Genomic DNA, 17,558 nt, shown 5'->3' on the forward strand with positions numbered 1-17,558 from the left:
CTACCCTCGAAGTTTGCGGCGCCTAGAGCGTCCTAGTCGCCATATTTTAGAGGGTTGCCCCTCGCATAATCCCGCCTCATCTAACACCATTATATCGCAAGCCCTCTCTCCAAACTCCAAAGAAAAAACCCCTCCGCTTGGATTGGCCGAGGTGGAGTAGAGGTAACCAAAACGCTCTAAAAAACGCCGATGCCTAGGCTCTTTGACCACACGAATACCCGCTCCATTGGGATAGACAAAGGAGCTTTTATTGCTCCTTCGAACAAGGTTTCTAAAGAGTAGGGGCACACGAGAGAATCGCTTGAGGGCGGAGAGAGAATCGAGCGTGAGCAAGATAGGCTTTTGAGAAGGGCGGGACTTGAGAGCAGCCAAGCGATGGGGGTCTTGGCTCAAAAGCCCCACGGTCGTATCGGTTTGAACCAGATAGACCGATTGGGGATTCATCGAGGCTAACCTCGGAGGTAGTCTTGGATCGCCACCGCGCTATTCACCTCGCCCTCTCGCATCTCTTTAATGGCGAGTGCCGCGGCATTAGCGGCAGCCAGCGTGGTGAAATAGGGGACATTGCTCCGCAAGACTTGATGGCGAATGCGCTTGGCATCATCTTTGCTCGATTTGTTGTCGCTAGTGTTGATCGCCAGCGCCACATCGCCATTGGTGAGCATATCTTCGATATTGGGTCGCCCCTCTGAGATCTTAAGCACCACTTGCGCCTTCACGCCTGCCTCCAAAAGCGCCTTGTGCGTGCCGCCTGTGGCCAAAATCTCAAAGCCCAGCGTCTCAAACTTTCGTGCGATTTCCACGCCATGCGCCTTATCCAAATCGGTGAGCGAGATGAAGAGCTTCCCTTTTTGGGGGAGAGAGTTTTTGCACGCAAGCTGACTCTTGGCAAAGCTGATTCCAAAGCTGTGGCTAATTCCCATCACTTCGCCCGTGGACTTCATCTCAGGCCCCAAAATCAGATCAGCTCCGCTTAGCTTGGTGAAAGGAAAGACCGATTCTTTGACAGCGATATGCTTTGTGGGTTTGGGCTTATAGATTCCCTCCTCTTCCATCACCATATTGAATCGATCATAGAAGGAGAGAGCTTCGAGCAAATCGCCCTTCCACATGACACGCGTGGCGACTTTGGCTAGAGGGATTCCCGTGGCCTTGCTCACAAAAGGAACGGTTCGGCTGGCGCGAGGATTGACTTCGATAAGATAGATCATCCCCTTGTGAATGGCGTATTGGGTGTTCATGAGACCCTTCACCCCAAGAGCTAGGGCGATTTTGGCGGTGAGGTGCTCCAACTCCTTAAGCAAAGCAGGCTCAATGCTCACCGCAGGGAGTGAGCAGGCGCTATCGCCTGAGTGGATTCCTGCCTCTTCGATGTGTTGCATAATTCCTGCGACATAGACCTTTTGGCCATCACTGATCGCGTCCACATCCAGCTCAATGGCGTTATCAAGAAACTTGTCAATCAATACAGGCGATTCGTTGCTCACACTCACCGCCTCTTCCATGTAGAGCTTGAGCTCCTCTTGGTTGTAGACGATTCGCATGGCGCGTCCTCCAAGCACATAGCTGGGGCGCACAAGCACGGGGAATCCTATGCGATTGGCGATCTCGTGGGCCTCTTCCTTGGTGAAAGCCGTCCCATTTTCGGGTTGTTTGAGACCATTCTCCTCCACAAAACGGGAGAACTTCTCTCGATCCTCCGCCACATCAATCACCTTGGCGCTCGTTCCGATGATATTGGCTCCGATTCGCGTGAGATTCTTTGCAAGCTTCAAAGGGGTTTGACCTCCAAAGTGGACAATCACACCATCGGGCTTCTCGCGCTCAATGACACTTCGGACATGCTCAAAATCGATGGGCTCAAAGTAGAGAACATCGCTGGTGTCATAATCGGTGCTCACTGTTTCAGGATTGCAGTTGTACATGATAGAGGTGATTCCCATATCTTCGAGTGCAAAGGAGGCGTGAACGCAACAGTAATCAAACTCGATACCCTGCCCGATACGGTTAGGCCCTCCGCCAATAATCATCACCTTTTTCTTAGAAGAATTCTCCTCTAGTGCTCTCCCTGCACCCGCAATCTCCATGATATTGGTGCTGGAGTAGAGATAGGGAGTGAGAGCCTCAAATTCAGCGGCGCAGGTGTCTACCTCCTGATATTCTAAAACCACTCCAAGACGCGCTCTCGCCTCATAGACCTCCGATTCACTTAGCTCTATGCCCTCTTTTTTGCTGATGAGAGAGGCGATCATCTTGTCGCTAAAGCCCTGCGCTTTGATCGCCCTAAGCCGCGTCTTGTCCGCCAAAAGCTCCAAATCGATGCTCGATTCGGACTTGATGATCTGCTCAATCTGTTCCAAAAACCATGGGTCAATCTTGCAAAGCTCATGAATCTCCTCTCGGCTCAAGCCAAGCCTAAAGCCCTCTGCCACATAAAGGAGTCGCTCCGCATTGGGTCGGCGAATCTCTTTTTTCACCAGCTCCAAATCGTTGCTAATAGGATTAAAGCCAAAGATTCCCGTCTCCATGGAGCAGAGCGCTTTTTGGAGCGATTCTTGGAAGGTGGCGCCAATGGCCATCACTTCGCCGATACTCTTCATTGAAGTGGTGAGGGTGCTATCGGCCTGGGGGAACTTCTCAAAGGTGAATCGGGGAATCTTAGTGACAATGTAGTCAATGGTCGGCTCAAAAGAGGCGGGAGTGCCGGTGATATCATTCTTGATCTCATCAAGCGTGTAGCCTACCGCCAAAAGGGTCGCGACCTTGGCAATGGGATAGCCTGTCGCCTTAGAGGCAAGCGCAGAGCTTCGAGAGACTCTAGGATTCATCTCAATCACGATCATGCGCCCCGTTTCAGGATGAATGGAAAACTGCACATTGCTTCCGCCCGTATCCACGCCAATCTCGCGTAAAATCGCAAAAGAGGCATCCCTCATGCGCTGATACTCTTTATCCGTGAGGGTGAGCGCAGGAGCAATCGTGATACTATCACCCGTGTGCACGCCCATGGGATCGAGATTTTCGATGGAACAGACAATGATGCAGTTATCCGCCCTATCTCGAATCACCTCCATCTCATACTCCTTCCAGCCAAGGAGCGATTCTTCGATAAGAATCTCATGGATAGGGCTGATCTCTAGTCCATTTTGAGCCAATTGCTTGAACTCTTCGATATTGTAGGCGACCCCACTGCCTCCCCCTGCAAGCGTGAAACTGGCACGAATAATGAGCGGGAATCCAATCTCTTTGGCCGCAATCATCGCCTCTTCCATATTGTAGGCGTAGCGAGAGAGGGGGAGATCCATCCCGATTTTTTGCATCGCCTCCTTGAAGGCTTGGCGATCTTCACCTTTTTTGATCGCCTCAGGCTTGGCCCCTAGAAAGACCACATCCTCTAGCATTCCTTTATTGTGCATACTCATGGCGATATTAAGCGCCGTTTGTCCACCCATCGTAGGAAGAATCGCATCCACTTTCTCTTTGCGGATGATGTCTTGAACGATCTCTTCGGTGATGGGTTCAATATAGGTGCGATCGGCAAACTCAGGGTCGGTCATGATCGTCGCGGGGTTGGAGTTGATGAGGACGACTTTGTAGCCAAGGCTTTTGAGGGTCTTGGCGGCTTGGGTGCCTGAGTAGTCAAACTCGCACGCCTGACCGATGATGATAGGGCCTGATCCAATCAAAAGGATGGTTTTGATGTCTTCTCGCTTGGGCATGATTCAACCTTAGAGTTTTGATGTCGTTCCAAAAGGGGCAAAATTGGGCGATTCTAACGAAAAAGCACTTAAGAAAAAGCATTAAAAAATCAGATAACCTCCCGATAGAATGCCTCCAAAGCCCTTCTTTACTTCCTTTTTAACTTTTTTAGGCTACAATCCCGCCTCACTTCCAAGAAGTAGGCACTGAGTCCGCTAGAGCGCGGATTGAGTGCCTCCTTTTAGACCTGTGCAATGGGCCCTTGGAGCAATGCTTCAGGGTGGGAACACAGCAGAGCCCTCCAGAGGTTCATGTGCCGCAGGTATCTGAAGGGGGGTCTTGCCAATTTTATAACTTGCTTTAAACTCTTTTCCTCTACAATCCCCTCCAATCCAAAAATCAGACTCTCGCCAAGTCGCCCAAAATTTAGCGACTCTAGATATCATTAAACAAGGAATCAACGCCATGTGGGTGACACGACAAGATAGTGTGAATTTCCAGCAAGAGTATCTCATCGAAAACAAGATTTTGGATGCCCGAAGCGAAAAGAATACGCTAGAGATATTCAAAAGCCCTGCCTTTGAAGAGATCGCGCTCCTCAATCAAAAACAGCTTCTTCTTAAAACCCTGCTCTCCCAAGAGAGCGAGCTTTTAGCGCATGTTCCGCTTTGCGTTCACCCCACTCCAAAGAGGGTGCTTATCGCGGGAAGTTTCAATCTGGAGGTCGCCTTTGAAGCATTGCGCCACGAAGAGACCCAAGTGGATTTTCTCCAAAAAGATGAGAAGATTCTTCACTCTCTAATCAGCTTTTTTCCTCACTTTCAGGAGACCCTTCATCATCCGCGATTTCGCGTGATTGAAGAGATCGATTCTTTGAAAAGCTATGAAGTGATCATCCATACTTCACTCCTCTCTCTGGAGGAGATTGCTCCGCTTTTTGCCTCCCTCTCTTTGGATGGAATCTTTATCACTCGCCTTGAAAACCTCCTCCTCCACACCGAATCAATGCGTCGCTATCTCCTAGGAATCGCTCACCACTTTAGCATTGCGATGCCTTTTGTCTCTCCTTTTTCGCTCAATGCTGATAGCCATTTCCTCTTCGCCTCACGCCGCTTCCACCCCCAAGCCGACCTCCTGCTTCAGAGGGCTGATATGCTAGAGGGTCTGCACTGTTACCATGCAGAGCTTCATGAGAGCGCGTTTGTGCTTCCTAAGTTTTTAGCCGATTCCCTCCAAGGTTCGATCAAAAACTGACATGGAATCTTTACACTACGCCATCGCCCTAAGTGGAGGAATCGGGACAGGGAAGAGCACCGTGGCTTCATTGCTTCGACTCTATGGGTTTGAGGTGATTGATGCCGATTCCATCGCCCACCGACTCCTCAAAGAGAAGCAAAAAGAGGTCGTGGATCTCTTTGGAGAGGGGATCTTAAAAGAGGGCGAAATCGATCGCAAAAGCCTAGGAGCAAGGGTTTTTGGGGATCCCAAAGAGAGGGCTAGACTCGAAGCACTCCTTCACCCCCCTATCCGCCAAGAGATTCTCCAAAAAGCCCAAAAGCTTGAAGCCAAGGCGTTTCCCTACTTCATTGATATTCCTCTCTTCTTTGAAAAAAGAGACGATTATCCAATGGTTAACCAAACTCTTTTAATCTACGCTCCAAGAAAGCTTCAAGTGGAGCGAATCAAAAAGCGCGATTCTCTCTCCATGGAGGAGATTGAGGCGCGTCTAGGGGCGCAGATGGACATCAAGGAGAAGGTTCCCATGGCTCACTACATCCTCTCCAATGAGGGGAATTTAAACGACCTGACCCAAGAGGTGGAACGCCTCATAGAAACCATCAAGAAGGATTTTCATGTATAGCGCCAAATATTGCGCCAGCGGGAATGACTTTATCCTCTTTCATGCCCTAAAAAAGAGTGACAGGAGCGCACTAGCTCAAATCCTCTGTGATCGTCACCGAGGAATCGGAGCCGATGGACTCATTGTCCTTTTGCCTCACTCTCTCTTTCATTTTGAATGGGAGTTCTACAACAGCGATGGAAGTGGCGCCGATATGTGCGGCAATGGTGCCAGAGCTGCGGCGCTTTATGCCTATCATCAGGGACTCGCCCCCAAAGAGCAACGCTTCCTCACAGGAGCGGGTCCCATTAGCGCCACCGTGGAAGACAAAGAGGTGGAGATTGAGCTCACCGAGGCCTCCATCCTCCAAAAAGAGATAGAGCGAGCTGGGCACACTTGGTGGCTCATCGACACAGGCGTTCCCCATCTTGTTAGCTTTGCTGCTCAAGGAATCGATCTTGATTCGGCAGAACTCTCTAAGCTTCGGTGGGAGTTTAACGCCAATGTCAATCTCGCCAAACTCACTCCCGATGGAATCGCTCTACGCACCTTTGAGAGGGGTGTAGAGGCAGAGACGCTTGCTTGCGGAACAGGCATGGCAGCCACTTTTTGGCGTGCCAAAGAGGAGGGGTGGGTCAAGGAGAGTGCCACCTTGATTCCAGCCAGTCAGGAACGGCTTTCCTTAAGGATTGATAAATCTAAAATCTTTTTCAAAGGAAAAGTCAACAAAGTTTGCGATACCATTACGTCTTTAGAAAGTCTTAATTTCAGCACAAACTAAGGAGTATATTTGAGAAAAAGCCTTACCCAAATCCTTCTCTTCCTCTCTTTGGCGTTCTCTAGCGTCTATGCCTATGAGTTCCCTGAAAATTTCCATCAAATTGAAGAGCCTGAACAGAAAAAAGAGGAGTTCTTAAAAACTCTCCTTCCCGTTGTTATCGCCGAAAATCAAACCCTTATCGAAGAGCGAAAATTTGTTGAAGAGTACTTTTCCCGTGATTTTCTCCTCACCTACAACCAGCGAATCGGAAGCAAAAACCACCAAAAACTTGCTAAACTTGCCAAGAAATATCAAATTTCTAATCTCTATGACAAAGAATCCTACCTCAAAAAAATTGACGTGATACCTATCTCTTTAGCTCTATCTCAGGCTGCTTTAGAGAGCGGATGGGGAAGCAGCTACTATACAAAAAAATATAATAATCTTTTTGGTCATTATACTTTCTATAGTGGAGTTCCCAGCCGAGCAGTCACGGGGAAAAGGGAGCGCATTCGCGTCTTTGATTCCCTCCAAGAATCGGTTCACAGCTATATGCACAATCTCAACACCCATTGGGCCTATCGCGAATTTCGAGAGGCAAGGCAGAAGGCTAGGAAACAAAACGGCATCCTAAGCGGTAGCGAGGCGGTTGCCTACCTTAAAAATTACTCAGAAATTGGCGATCGATACGGTAAATTACTGCGCCATCTCATCAGCGCCAACAATCTTGATTACTATGACTACGCTCTTCTTGGGACGGGCAGAGTCGCTTCTGTTGCCCAAAATTATCCTCTCTCTTCATCCTTTCTTGGACGCTAGTCCAAGGAGCTGGCTTGAGTTAATATATAACTTTTTCTTATTTCAACTCTAAAGTTAAAACTTCCTTTACTGCTATAAACTACAATTATATTTAAGCCGAGTTTGAATAAAATGCCCCCGACTTTGAACAACAACACTGAATTGAAGGGGAAGATGAATGTCAGAGAACATGAACCGACGTGATTTTCTGGGAATGGCCCTTGGCGGTGTGGCGGCTGTAGGTGCGGGCGCTACACTCGTCGCTATGAAGGGTGCCTGGGATCCACTGCCTAGCGTCATCTCTGCGGGCTTCACCACGGTCGATTTGAGCGGAATGGCCGAGGGAGAGTTTAAAACCGTAGAGTGGAGAGGAAAGCCTGTCTATGTCTTAAAAAAGACGGCGGCTATGAAAAAGTGTGAAGATCGAGATGTGGTGGTGGGCAATGCCGACTACTCTTTGGGAATCCAAATCTGCACCCACTTAGGATGCATTCCCTCTTATGACAAGGGAGAGATGAAATTCAAGTGCGCTTGCCATGGTGGAGAGTTTGATGCCTGTGGCAAAAATACCTTTGGACCGCCCCCTACTCCTATGGAGATTCCTCCTTTTAGAATCGATGGCGAAAAGCTGGTTCTAGGCGAAGAAGGCCCCGAGTACAAAAAACTCTCGGGCAAAGCATAAGAAGGAGGAGGGAAAATGGCACAAATTAAAAAAGCTGAGGGCTTCATCGACTGGCTAGACCAGCGCCTCGCGGTCAAAAAATTCATGCAAGTCATGATGACGGAGTATTGGATTCCCAAAAATATCAACTTCCTTTGGGCGATGGGTGTCGTACTCATCGTTCTCTTTGCGATTCTCTTTGTCTCGGGAATCTTCTTGCTCATGTACTACAAACCCGATGTGAAACTCGCCTTTGATAGCGTCAACTACACCATCATGCAAGAGGTGAAGTATGGCTGGCTCTGGAGACACCTGCACGCCGTAGCGGCTTCAGCCATCTTTCTTGTCATCTACATCCATATGTTTGTCGCCATCTATTATGGTTCCTATAAACAAGGAAGAGAGGTGATCTGGATTGGCGGTATGCTTCTATTTATGACCTTCTCAGCCGAAGCTTTCAGCGGATATATGCTTCCTTGGGGTCAAATGAGCTATTGGGCGGCGGCCGTTATCACCAACCTCTTTGGAGGGATTCCAGTGATTGGACCTGAGCTTGTCGTTTGGATTCGGGGTAACTTTGTGGTTTCTGATGCAACCTTAACTCGATTCTTTATGCTTCACGTGGTTCTTCTTCCTGTAGTGATCATGGCGCTCATCGCTTTCCACTTCTATACACTTCGTTTCCCTCACGTGGGCAACGAACTTGGAGAAGAGATCGACTTTGACAAAGAGGCAGAAAAATACAAAGCGGGCAACAAAAAAGAGGCGAAAGTGATTCCTTTTTGGCCTATGTTCCTCTCTAAAGATATCTTTGTTGTCTGCGTCTTCATGGTTGGATTCTTCTATCTCACCTTCTTCCATTTCAACTTTGCAATGGATCCCATCAACTTTGAGCCTGCCGATTCGATGAAAACGCCCCTCCACATCTATCCTGAGTGGTACTTCTTGTGGAGTTATGAGGTGCTTCGAGGATTCTTCTTTAGCTCTGATTTGGGTCTCATCGCCTTTGGTATTGCCAATGGTATCTTCCTCTTTATGCCCTGGCTAGATCGAAGTCCTGTGGTAGCCCCTGCGCACAAGCGACCCATGTTCATGATTTGGTTCTGGGCACTGATCGCCGACTTGATCGTGCTCACCGTCTATGGCAAACTTCCTCCCACAGGTGTCAATGCCTATATCGGCTTTGTCGCTTCCATCGCATTCCTTGGGCTTTTTGCGGCACTGCCTTTCATCACATCCATTGAAGCCAAAAAAGCAGGGAGAGCATCATGAAAGATTTCAAACTACTATTGATCGTCGCTGCCATCACGGGCATCCTTTATTGGGGTGTGGAGCCCCTCGCCCACAGCGTGATGCACCCCGCTGTGGCTCCCGCAGACTATGGCTTTAGCGACCTAGAGAAAATAGATAGCTCCAAGGGCAATGCCGCCAAAGGAGCGGAGCTGGTGATGGCTAACTGCGTCGCCTGCCATGGCATTAAATCTCAGGGCTTTGATGCGCCCATGGATCACGAGAGCGCTAGCGCCTCTTATGGAGTGGTTCCCCCTGATCTTTCAAGTGCAGGGCGAATTTATGAGAGCAACTATTTGGCCAACTTCATTAAGAATCCAACCAAAGCGGCTCATCTCACTCATAAATTCAATGAGAGCAAGCCCTATCCTATGCCCGCCTATGATTGGATGAGCAACGAAGAGATTGCTGATATCGTGGCTTACTTCGCTAGTATCGCGCCAGAAAAAGTGAGCAATCAAGAGGTCTTTGTAGACGCTTGTCAGCGATGCCACAGTATGAAGTATGACAAGCTTTTGGCCGAGACTCCCGAAGAGACCCTCAAAGACTACATGGGCTCCAAAGCTCCCGACCTCTCCATGATGATTCGAAGCAAAGGAGAGCACTATCTTCACACCTTCATCAATGAGCCTCAAAAACTTCTTCATGGCACCGCTATGCCTAGAGTGGGCTTGAACGAAGAGGCGGAAAAGCAGGTGGTGAGTTATATTGAGAGTATCGGAGATAGCAAGAAAGACGAGAGAGAGAGCCTTGGAATCAAAGCGATTCTCTTCATGATGGTCCTCTCTGTACTCGCCTATCTATGGAAGCATAAAATCTGGAAAGAGGTGGAGTAATCCCCTCTCTCTTAAATAGAGCGAGCGAGCGCAAAAAGCGCCGCCGTTTCGCTCTTTAGTATTAAATTCTCTCCGCTAGAGTAGCGCTTTTGTCCCACTAGCTTCTCTCTCTCTTCTTGGCTAAATCCTCCCTCAGGCCCCACCATAATGGCTTGGCAAACTTTAGGCTGGAGAATCTCCCCGCCAAAATCCATCACCCCAAAATCGCTATAACACTCCAAAAGCTCTTCGAGATTCTTGAAGCACTCTATCACGGGCAAGCGCGTGCGACCCGATTGTTCGCATGAATGGATCAAAATGCGCCCAAGCCGTTCCATATCCAGTCTAATATCCCTCTGGCTATAGCGCGCATAGAAAAAGCTGATCTTGCCCACGCCTAGCTCATTGAGCATCGGGAGGCTTTTCTCGATCGTCTTTGCATCCACCACCGCCCACAACAAGTGGAAGAAGGCACAAGGAATCTTCTCCTCCTCTTTGGCCTCTAAAAGCTCAAGATCCGCATGGCGCTTGGCGATCTCCGCTGCCTTGTAACGGTAGAGTTTGCCATCCTCAAGATTGCGAAAGAGGGGAAGCTCCTCGGATTTGGTTCGTCGAACCTTAAAGAGGTAGTGAAACTCCTCCCCCTCGATTCTGAGGCGAGGAGCGCCCGATTCTTTGAGATAGAGAAACTGCATGGAGATTCCTTAGTTTTAGAAAAATTTCAATCCCAGCCCTAATGCCAAAAGAAAAAGAAGAAGGTCAAGGAGGTATTTGCGCTTCGCCCAAATCACAAAGTGAGCCTGCATCTCCTCTTCATGGCTAGAGATGGGCTTTTGAAGCTTATGGCGCTTGATCTCGCCTATAAAGATTCCAAGCCACGCCACGACCATCATCCCAAGCCCTAAGCTCAACTCCCCTAACATGGTCAAAAGAATGATTCCACTAAAAAGGGTGACCGCCATTAAAAAATAGTAGGCGGGTGCTATGAGTTTGATCTTTTTAGCCAATCTCACAAAGCGGCGCTCCGTGAAAAGAAAATAGAGATTAAGAAGGGGCGGCAACGCCAAAAAAGAGGCGAAAAAAAGATGAACCGCTAAAGAATCAGAAATCACGCTTGGAGGCATAAGAGAACCCCTCCCTTATAAGGTTTTTGATTTCCTTTATTGTAACATCATTGAGTTTATGCCATCATAACCGCCCTAGAGCCAAACCTTAAGGAGCTACATTAGATGAAAAAGGCCGTCATTCTTCTCAATATGGGTGGCCCCAGCTCTCTTCTTGAAGTGGATATGTTCCTCAAAAATATGTTCAACGATCCGAGAATCCTACCCATCAAAAGCCCCTTTTTTCGCTCTTTGGTGGCAAGCTTTATTGCCAATAGGCGAAGCGAGACCGCCAAAGCCAATTATCGAAAAATCGGAGGGAAATCCCCTCTTATTGGCCATACCTTCAACCTAATCCAAAAACTCCAGTCCCTTGATCCCTCGCGATTCTACACTTATGCCATGCGTTACACCCCTCCGATGACCGACATGGCCGTGAGGGAGCTAGCTCAAAAAGAGATTGAGGAGGTGACCCTCTTTAGCCTCTATCCTCAATACTCGACCACCACCACACTCTCCTCCATCGAGGAGTTTCACAAACAGTGCGCCCTCCTCTCCTACTTCCCCAAAACCAAAGAGATTGATCGCTACTTCGAGGATTCCAACTACAATGAAGCCATCATCGATCGAATCCTTGAGGCCTTAGGAGGAGATAATCCCGAAGAGTTCACGCTCATCTTCTCGGCTCATGGGCTCCCTCAAAGCGTGATTGACGCGGGTGACCCCTACGAAAAAGAGGTGCACGCCAACATCCAAGCCCTCACCAAGCTTCTAGAGGAGCGCGGAATCACCTTCAAAAAGATCACCCACGCCTATCAATCCAAAGTCGGACCGATGAAGTGGCTAGAACCCTCCTTAGATGAGGTGCTCAAGCTCCATGCCAAAGAGAAAATTCTTCTCTACCCCATCGCCTTCACGCTGGATAACTCCGAAACCGACTTTGAACTTCGCATTGAGTATCAAGAGAAGGCGACCCATCTAGGAATCACCGATTATCGAGTCGCCTCCTGCCTCAATGATTCCACACGTTTTGCACACGCCATTATTAAACTTATCTCCCAAGGAGAAATCTCATGACCCTCTCTCGTCTCTCTCTTTTATGCCTTCTTCTACTTGCTGCGCTCTTTGGAGGGTGCGATGATTCCAAGGTTGATGCAAGCGTCATTAGCCAAGGAGCCAAAATGTCCCCCAAGGAGCTAGAGAAGCTAGACAATCTCGATAAGGCCTCCTACGCTGAGCTGGCTGATCTCTTTTTGGACAACAAAAACATCGATCCCAAGGGGAAGTATCTCCTCCTTGTCTTTGGTTCCAATGGTTGCATCTATTGCGAAAAACTTAAACAGGAGATCAAAGAGAATCCTGAGATCAAAGCTTTCATCCAAGAAAACTTCAGCCCCTACTACATCAACGGAAGCTACAGCAAGCCTCACCAACTCATCACAGCCCAAAAGAGCGTAGAGATGATGACCGAAGAGCTAGTTCGACTCTATGGAGTTCGACCCACCCCTACCCTCATTTTTGCCACACCCGAGGGGAAAACCATCCTCACCTATCCAGGCTATATGCCCAAAGATCGTCTCCAAGCGACCCTAGGCTTCATCACCCAAAAGAGCTGGGAAGGGGCAAATGACGAGAAAGAGATTCTCCACCGACTCAACGCTCTTTACAAAGAGAAAAATCTCTAAAGTGGCGTGGTTTACGAAAGGTTTACTCCTATTTCCTACCATGTCACCATCCAAAAATCCTACCTCAAAAGAGAATCCGTAATGAATTGGCTCAAAAACACCTTTGGCTCCTTTTGGCTCACCCTGCCCCTTCTTTTCCTCTATGCGCTCGCCTGTGCGGTGGCAACATTTATCGAAAATGACTACGGAACGGCCTCAGCCAAAGCGCTCATCTATTCAACTCGCTGGTTTGATGCGCTTCACCTCCTGCTCACACTCAACCTCATCGCCACGCTCTTTTTAAGTCAAGCTTGGCAGAGGAAAAAGTGGGCGAGCCTGCTCTTTCATAGCTCTTTGATAGTGATCGTCATAGGCGCGGGGATCACGCGCTATTTTGGTTTTGAAGGCACACTTCATATTCGCGAAGGGCAAACCCAAAACCGCATGACCTCCCAAGAGCCCTATCTCATTGTAAGGGCATTAGAGGGAGACCAGAAATACTACGCCGAATTCCCCCTCCCCATGGCGCCCTTGGGCAAAAAGGATTTTGACTACAAGGTGCTCATCAATGGCGAACCTCTTCATCTCATCTATCTAGATTATCAGCCCAGCCAAAACCCCAAGAGCTCTGAGGCAACCCTAGAGATCAAAGCCCACTACAAGGGCGAGACGCAGACTTTGGCCTTAGAGGGGGGAAATGATCTTCGAGGAATCACCGTGCCCGCCGATATAGGAGGGGCAAAATTTTTAATGGAGTGGGGAATCAAGGAGATTCCCCTTCCTTTCTCTCTTAAACTAGAGCGCTTTGAGCTAGAGCGCTATCCTGGTTCCATGAGCCCCTCCTCCTACGCCTCAGAAGTGATCGTCATTGATGAAGGAAAAAACATAGAGATGCCCTATCGCATCTACATGAACCACACGCTTGATTATGGCGGCTATCGATTCTTTCAATCTTCCTATGATCGCGACGAGAAGGGAACGATTCTCTCTGTGAACAACGACCCTGGCAAACTCCCCACCTACATTGGATACGCTATGCTCACCCTTGGACTTCTTTGGAATTTCTTCGCCAGAAATGGTCGATTCTATCGGCTTGGACGCTTTGTGCGCTCCCAAAATATAGGGGCTTTTCTTGTGGCGATTCTCTTGGCCCTAGCTCTCCACCCCTCCTCTTTGAGTGCGGATGAGAACACCTTGAGGATGCTAAGCAATCTCCAAGCTCACTCCAAAGCTCACGCCAAGGAGTTTGGGAATCTTTTAGTGCAGGATTTTGGGGGACGAATCAAACCCATCGACACCCTAGCGAGCGACTATGTTCATAAAATCACCAAAAAAGAGAAACTCTTAGGGCTTGAGCCCACCCAAATCTTCCTTGGGATGCTCATGTACCCCAATGAGTGGAAACAGGTGAAGATGATCAAGATCACCACCCCCCGCCTTAAAGAGGTGCTTGGTGTGCCTCTAGAGGATGGCTATATCGCTTTTGAAGATGTCTTTGAGGGAAATCGTTACAAGCTCTCCAATTATGTCGAAGAGGCGAACCGCAAAAAGCCTGCCATGCGGGACAAATTTGACAAAGATGTGCAAAGCGTGGATGAGCGCCTCAATGTGGCCTATCTCATCTACACTGCCCAAGCCCTCCGGCTCTTTCCTGATATGGAGGGCATGACCGACAAGTGGCACTCCCCCATCGAGGCGATTCAGACCTTTAGCGAGCGAGATGCCTCCTTTATCCAGGGAATCTTGCAAGAGTACTTCATCGCCTTTGACAAAGGGGTGGAGGACAATGAGTGGGGAGATGCCACCAAAGCACTAGGAAACTTTGTCGCTCTGCAAACCCGCTATGGAAGCAACCTCATCCTTCCCCCCTCTCGAATCAAAGCCGAAATCTGGCTCAACCACTCCCAAATTTTTGCAAGACTCAGCTACGCCTACATCCTCCTTGGCTTAGCCCTCTTTGGGGTGGTTTTCATAGGAATCATTCGTGCCAAAAGCGCCTCTTCTTGGCTCTCTAAAGGCCTCTTTTATCTCATCCTTTTCACCGTGCTTTTGCATACCTTGGGTCTTGGATTGCGCTGGTATGTCGCGGGTCACGCCCCTTGGAGCAACGCGTATGAATCGATGATCTACATCGCTTGGGCGGCCGCTATCTCAGGGGCGCTCTTCTTTAGACGCTCCTCTCTCGCCCTCTCCACCGCTTCGATCCTCGCAGGAATCTCGCTCTTTGTAGCGCATCTTGGATTCATGGATCCTCAGATCACCAATCTTGTGCCCGTGCTCAAATCCTACTGGCTCAACATCCATGTCTCAGTCATCACCGCTAGCTATGGATTCCTTGGGCTCTCTTTCATGCTCGGATTCATTGCACTGCTAATGTTTGCCTTGCGCCATCCTCAAAAACCTCAGCTGGATGCCTCGATTCTCTCCATCACCGCCATCAACGAGATGAGCATGGTAATTGGCCTAGCGATGCTCACCGTGGGCAACTTCCTAGGGGGTGTTTGGGCTAACGAATCGTGGGGGCGCTACTGGGGATGGGATCCTAAGGAGACTTGGTCGCTCATCTCTATTGTTCTTTACACGCTGATTCTTCATGTGCGCTTTATCAAGGGGGGTGATAAGCCCTATGTTCTCGCCTCGCTTAGCGTGCTTGGGTTCTACTCGATTCTCATGACCTATTTTGGGGTGAACTTCTACCTCTCAGGGCTTCACTCCTACGCCGCAGGCGACCCCCTGCCCATCCCTAGCTTCCTCTACTACCTCGTGGCGCTCACCTTTGCGCTCATCCTTCTTGGAGGAAGAAAAGGCGATCTAGAGGCTCCAAAGCTCCCCTAAGGGGGCTTAAGCCTCAATCACATACTGCTCTTTGGCGCTTTTAGGAATCGTCTTGGTCGCAGGAATCTGAAGCACCCTATAGCGCTTGATCTCCTCCAAATAGCGAATCTCAATCACATCCCCCACTCTCACCTCACGACTTGCCTTCACCGCGACCCCTTGGATGAAAACCACCCCGCTTGCGATCATATCTTGGGCAATAGTGCGGCGCTTGACGATATTGACGCTATTGAGAAATTTATCGATTCTCATGCTTTTTCCTTGCTCTTTTGAGGCGGATTTTACTCACTTTGATACGCTTTGACAAGTGTCGATGGGAATTAATCTCTTTTTCCCAATGAACCTTAAAACATCTTGAAGTATCATTCCTCTAGCAAGCCAAAATCCCAAAGACGGAGTGTTCATGTCCAAAGCCTCAATCACCCAATCCATCAAACTCATGCTGTTTGCTTCGCTCACCATCTCAACGCTCATCGGAATCGTCGCCTTCACTTTTAGCCAAAAGATTCACCAAAACAACGATGATTTTATCGACAATGCCGTGCAGGGGAAGATGCTCATTCTAGAGATCAATGCCGACCTCAACCTCGTGAGTCGAAACACTCGTGAGATCATGCTAGGATCGAGCTTTGAGAACAACATGAAATCCCTTACAGAGACACGCCAAAGAATCGAGGAGCGATTCGCTGGGCTTTTCACAACGATTCAACCAGGAGACAAGGAGAAGCTTCAAGCCCTAGAGCACTCTAGATCTCAAGTCCTCGCCTTCATTGATCATGGCATCCAAAAGGTTCAAAGCATCAAAGAAGATCCTTCGCTTGAACACCGCATGGCACTCTACGCCGAGTATCGTACCGAGGCGACCCCTCTAGCCACCGCCTCAAGAGAATCGTTCAAAAAGATTGTTGATCTCAAAAACGCCGAGTTTGAGGCCAGCCAAAAGGAGCTTGATTCCACTCTAACTCTCTTGGATTGGTTCCTGGCGGGCATGGTGACGCTCATCCTCCTCTTTATCGCCCTTCCGCTCTTTTTCCTCAATCGAAGAATCGCCAACCTTGAGGTGATCAAAGAGGGGCTCCTCTCTTTTTTCTCTTTCCTCAACAAAGAGAGCCAAGAGGCTCGCCCCATCGCCCTAGAGAGCCATGATGAGCTGGGAGAAATGGCGCGCTCTATCAACGCCAACATCGCTCAAATCCAAGCCAAAATCCAAGAGGATGCAAAATTCATCGAAGCAGTCAAGCGCTTTGCAAAAAATCTAGGTGAGGGCGATTTGCGAGCTACGCTTAATGCCTCTAGTCGATCGTCTGAACTAGAGGAGCTGGCTAAGATTTTGCTCCAGACCCGGCAAAGCCTAGAGCAAAATATCACCCACAATATCCCAGAGCTCCTCTCCCTCCTGGAATCATTCCGCCGCCAAGACTTTACGCCTCGCTTCAAAGAGGCCGAGGGCAAGGTCGCTCAAAGCCTCAATCTTCTAGGCGACACCATCGCCTCCATGCTCAAAGAATCACTCCAAACGGGCGAAATGCTCGAATCGCAAGCCAAAACACTTCACGATTCGATGGATGCGCTCTCCAAAAGCGCCCAAAATCAAGCCGCCAGCCTAGAGGAAAGCTCCAGCGCCCTTGAAGAGATGAACGCCTCCATGCACGCTGTGAGTGAAAAAACCTCCGAAATCATCCGCCAAAGCGAGGATATCAAAGGGGTGATCGGAATCATTCGTGACATCGCCGATCAGACCAATCTTCTTGCGCTCAATGCCGCCATTGAAGCCGCCAGAGCAGGAGAACATGGCCGAGGCTTTGCGGTGGTGGCCGATGAGGTGAGAAAGCTCGCTGAGCGCACCCAAAAAAGCCTAGGAGAGATTGACGCGAGCACCAACACCCTCGTCCAATCCATCAACGAAATCGGAGAGAGCATCAAAGAGCAGAGCACGGGCATCGCCCAAATCACCGAGGCGATCTCCCATATCGATTCTCTTACGCAAGAAAACGCCGATGTGGCAGAGCGAAATGATGGAATCGCTAAAGAGGTTTTCCAAAAAGCGCAAGAGCTCGTCTTAGAATCAAAAAAAAAGCGCTTTTAGTTAACCG

The 17,558-nt window shown here is 49.1% G+C and carries 16 protein-coding genes and 1 other RNA gene; 12 read left to right on the forward strand and 5 right to left on the reverse strand.

Going from position 1 to position 17,558, the window contains the following annotated elements:
• Together WS_RS10115 and carB are read right to left on the reverse strand one after the other, a co-directional pair.
• Positions 1-444, reverse strand: coding sequence for a Sua5/YciO/YrdC/YwlC family protein (locus WS_RS10115; protein ID WP_011139922.1), 444 nt, complete (start codon positions 442-444; stop codon positions 1-3).
• 5 nt (positions 445-449) lie between these two features.
• On the reverse strand, positions 450-3,719 hold the full coding sequence (carB, locus tag WS_RS10120; protein WP_011139923.1) for a carbamoyl-phosphate synthase large subunit: 3,270 nt from the start codon (positions 3,717-3,719) through the stop codon (positions 450-452).
• Positions 3,720-3,937: 218 nt separating this feature from the next.
• Between carB and ffs the strand changes: the two genes are divergently transcribed.
• The 8 genes from ffs (at position 3,938) to WS_RS10155 (ending at position 9,884) form a co-directional block, all read left to right on the forward strand.
• Positions 3,938-4,035, forward strand: an RNA gene (gene ffs, locus WS_RS10895) — signal recognition particle sRNA small type.
• Positions 4,036-4,164: 129 nt separating this feature from the next.
• Complete coding sequence (locus WS_RS10125; RefSeq protein WP_011139924.1) at positions 4,165-4,953, forward strand: spermidine synthase; 789 nt, start codon at positions 4,165-4,167, stop codon at positions 4,951-4,953.
• Between the two features lies 1 nt (position 4,954).
• Positions 4,955-5,560 (forward strand): dephospho-CoA kinase, encoded by a 606-nt coding sequence (coaE, locus tag WS_RS10130; protein WP_011139925.1) that lies wholly within the window; start codon positions 4,955-4,957, stop codon positions 5,558-5,560.
• Complete coding sequence (gene dapF, locus WS_RS10135; RefSeq protein ID WP_011139926.1) at positions 5,553-6,320, forward strand: diaminopimelate epimerase; 768 nt, start codon at positions 5,553-5,555, stop codon at positions 6,318-6,320. The genes coaE and dapF overlap by 8 nt, the downstream gene beginning before the upstream one ends.
• 9 nt (positions 6,321-6,329) lie before the next feature.
• Positions 6,330-7,118 carry a glucosaminidase domain-containing protein gene (locus WS_RS10140; RefSeq protein ID WP_011139927.1) on the forward strand — a complete coding sequence of 263 codons (789 nt, stop codon included), beginning with the start codon at positions 6,330-6,332 and terminating at the stop codon, positions 7,116-7,118.
• A 157-nt stretch (positions 7,119-7,275) separates the two neighbouring features.
• Positions 7,276-7,779, forward strand: coding sequence for a ubiquinol-cytochrome c reductase iron-sulfur subunit (gene petA / locus WS_RS10145; RefSeq protein WP_011139928.1), 504 nt, complete (start codon positions 7,276-7,278; stop codon positions 7,777-7,779).
• Between the two features lie 15 nt (positions 7,780-7,794).
• Positions 7,795-9,030 carry a cytochrome b gene (locus WS_RS10150; RefSeq protein ID WP_011139929.1) on the forward strand — a complete coding sequence of 412 codons (1,236 nt, stop codon included), beginning with the start codon at positions 7,795-7,797 and terminating at the stop codon, positions 9,028-9,030.
• A complete protein-coding gene (locus tag WS_RS10155; RefSeq protein WP_011139930.1) occupies positions 9,027-9,884 on the forward strand; it encodes a c-type cytochrome in 858 nt (285 codons plus the stop codon). Before WS_RS10150 ends, WS_RS10155 begins: the two co-directional genes overlap by 4 nt.
• An 11-nt stretch (positions 9,885-9,895) precedes the next feature.
• Here WS_RS10155 and WS_RS10160 read toward each other — a convergent pair whose 3' ends face one another.
• Together WS_RS10160 and WS_RS10165 are read right to left on the reverse strand one after the other, a co-directional pair.
• Complete coding sequence (locus WS_RS10160) at positions 9,896-10,558, reverse strand: 16S rRNA (uracil(1498)-N(3))-methyltransferase (protein WP_011139931.1); 663 nt, start codon at positions 10,556-10,558, stop codon at positions 9,896-9,898.
• Positions 10,559-10,573: 15 nt separating this feature from the next.
• On the reverse strand, positions 10,574-10,987 hold the full coding sequence (locus WS_RS10165; protein ID WP_011139932.1) for a hypothetical protein: 414 nt from the start codon (positions 10,985-10,987) through the stop codon (positions 10,574-10,576).
• A 105-nt stretch (positions 10,988-11,092) separates the two neighbouring features.
• Between WS_RS10165 and hemH the strand changes: the two genes are divergently transcribed.
• The 3 genes from hemH to WS_RS10180 all read left to right on the forward strand — a co-directional run bounded on the left by hemH (position 11,093) and on the right by WS_RS10180 (position 15,465).
• Complete coding sequence (hemH, locus tag WS_RS10170; RefSeq protein ID WP_011139933.1) at positions 11,093-12,043, forward strand: ferrochelatase; 951 nt, start codon at positions 11,093-11,095, stop codon at positions 12,041-12,043.
• Positions 12,040-12,651, forward strand: a complete 612-nt coding sequence (locus WS_RS10175) for a SoxW family protein (RefSeq protein WP_011139934.1) — start codon at positions 12,040-12,042, stop codon at positions 12,649-12,651. The genes hemH and WS_RS10175 overlap by 4 nt, the downstream gene beginning before the upstream one ends.
• Before the next feature lie 81 nt (positions 12,652-12,732).
• Positions 12,733-15,465, forward strand: coding sequence for a cytochrome c biogenesis protein CcsA (locus tag WS_RS10180; protein ID WP_041571929.1), 2,733 nt, complete (start codon positions 12,733-12,735; stop codon positions 15,463-15,465).
• A gap of 6 nt (positions 15,466-15,471) precedes the next feature.
• Here the strand turns inward: WS_RS10180 and WS_RS10185 are convergent, their stop codons facing one another.
• On the reverse strand, positions 15,472-15,717 hold the full coding sequence (locus WS_RS10185; RefSeq protein WP_011139936.1) for an RNA-binding S4 domain-containing protein: 246 nt from the start codon (positions 15,715-15,717) through the stop codon (positions 15,472-15,474).
• A gap of 151 nt (positions 15,718-15,868) precedes the next feature.
• Between WS_RS10185 and WS_RS11265 the strand changes: the two genes are divergently transcribed.
• Positions 15,869-17,551, forward strand: coding sequence for a HAMP domain-containing methyl-accepting chemotaxis protein (locus WS_RS11265; RefSeq protein ID WP_011139937.1), 1,683 nt, complete (start codon positions 15,869-15,871; stop codon positions 17,549-17,551).
• Positions 17,552-17,558: the final 7 nt, after the last annotated feature.

Origin of the sequence: Wolinella succinogenes DSM 1740 (assembly GCF_000196135.1) — a bacterium.
GTDB lineage: Bacteria > Campylobacterota > Campylobacteria > Campylobacterales > Helicobacteraceae > Wolinella > Wolinella succinogenes.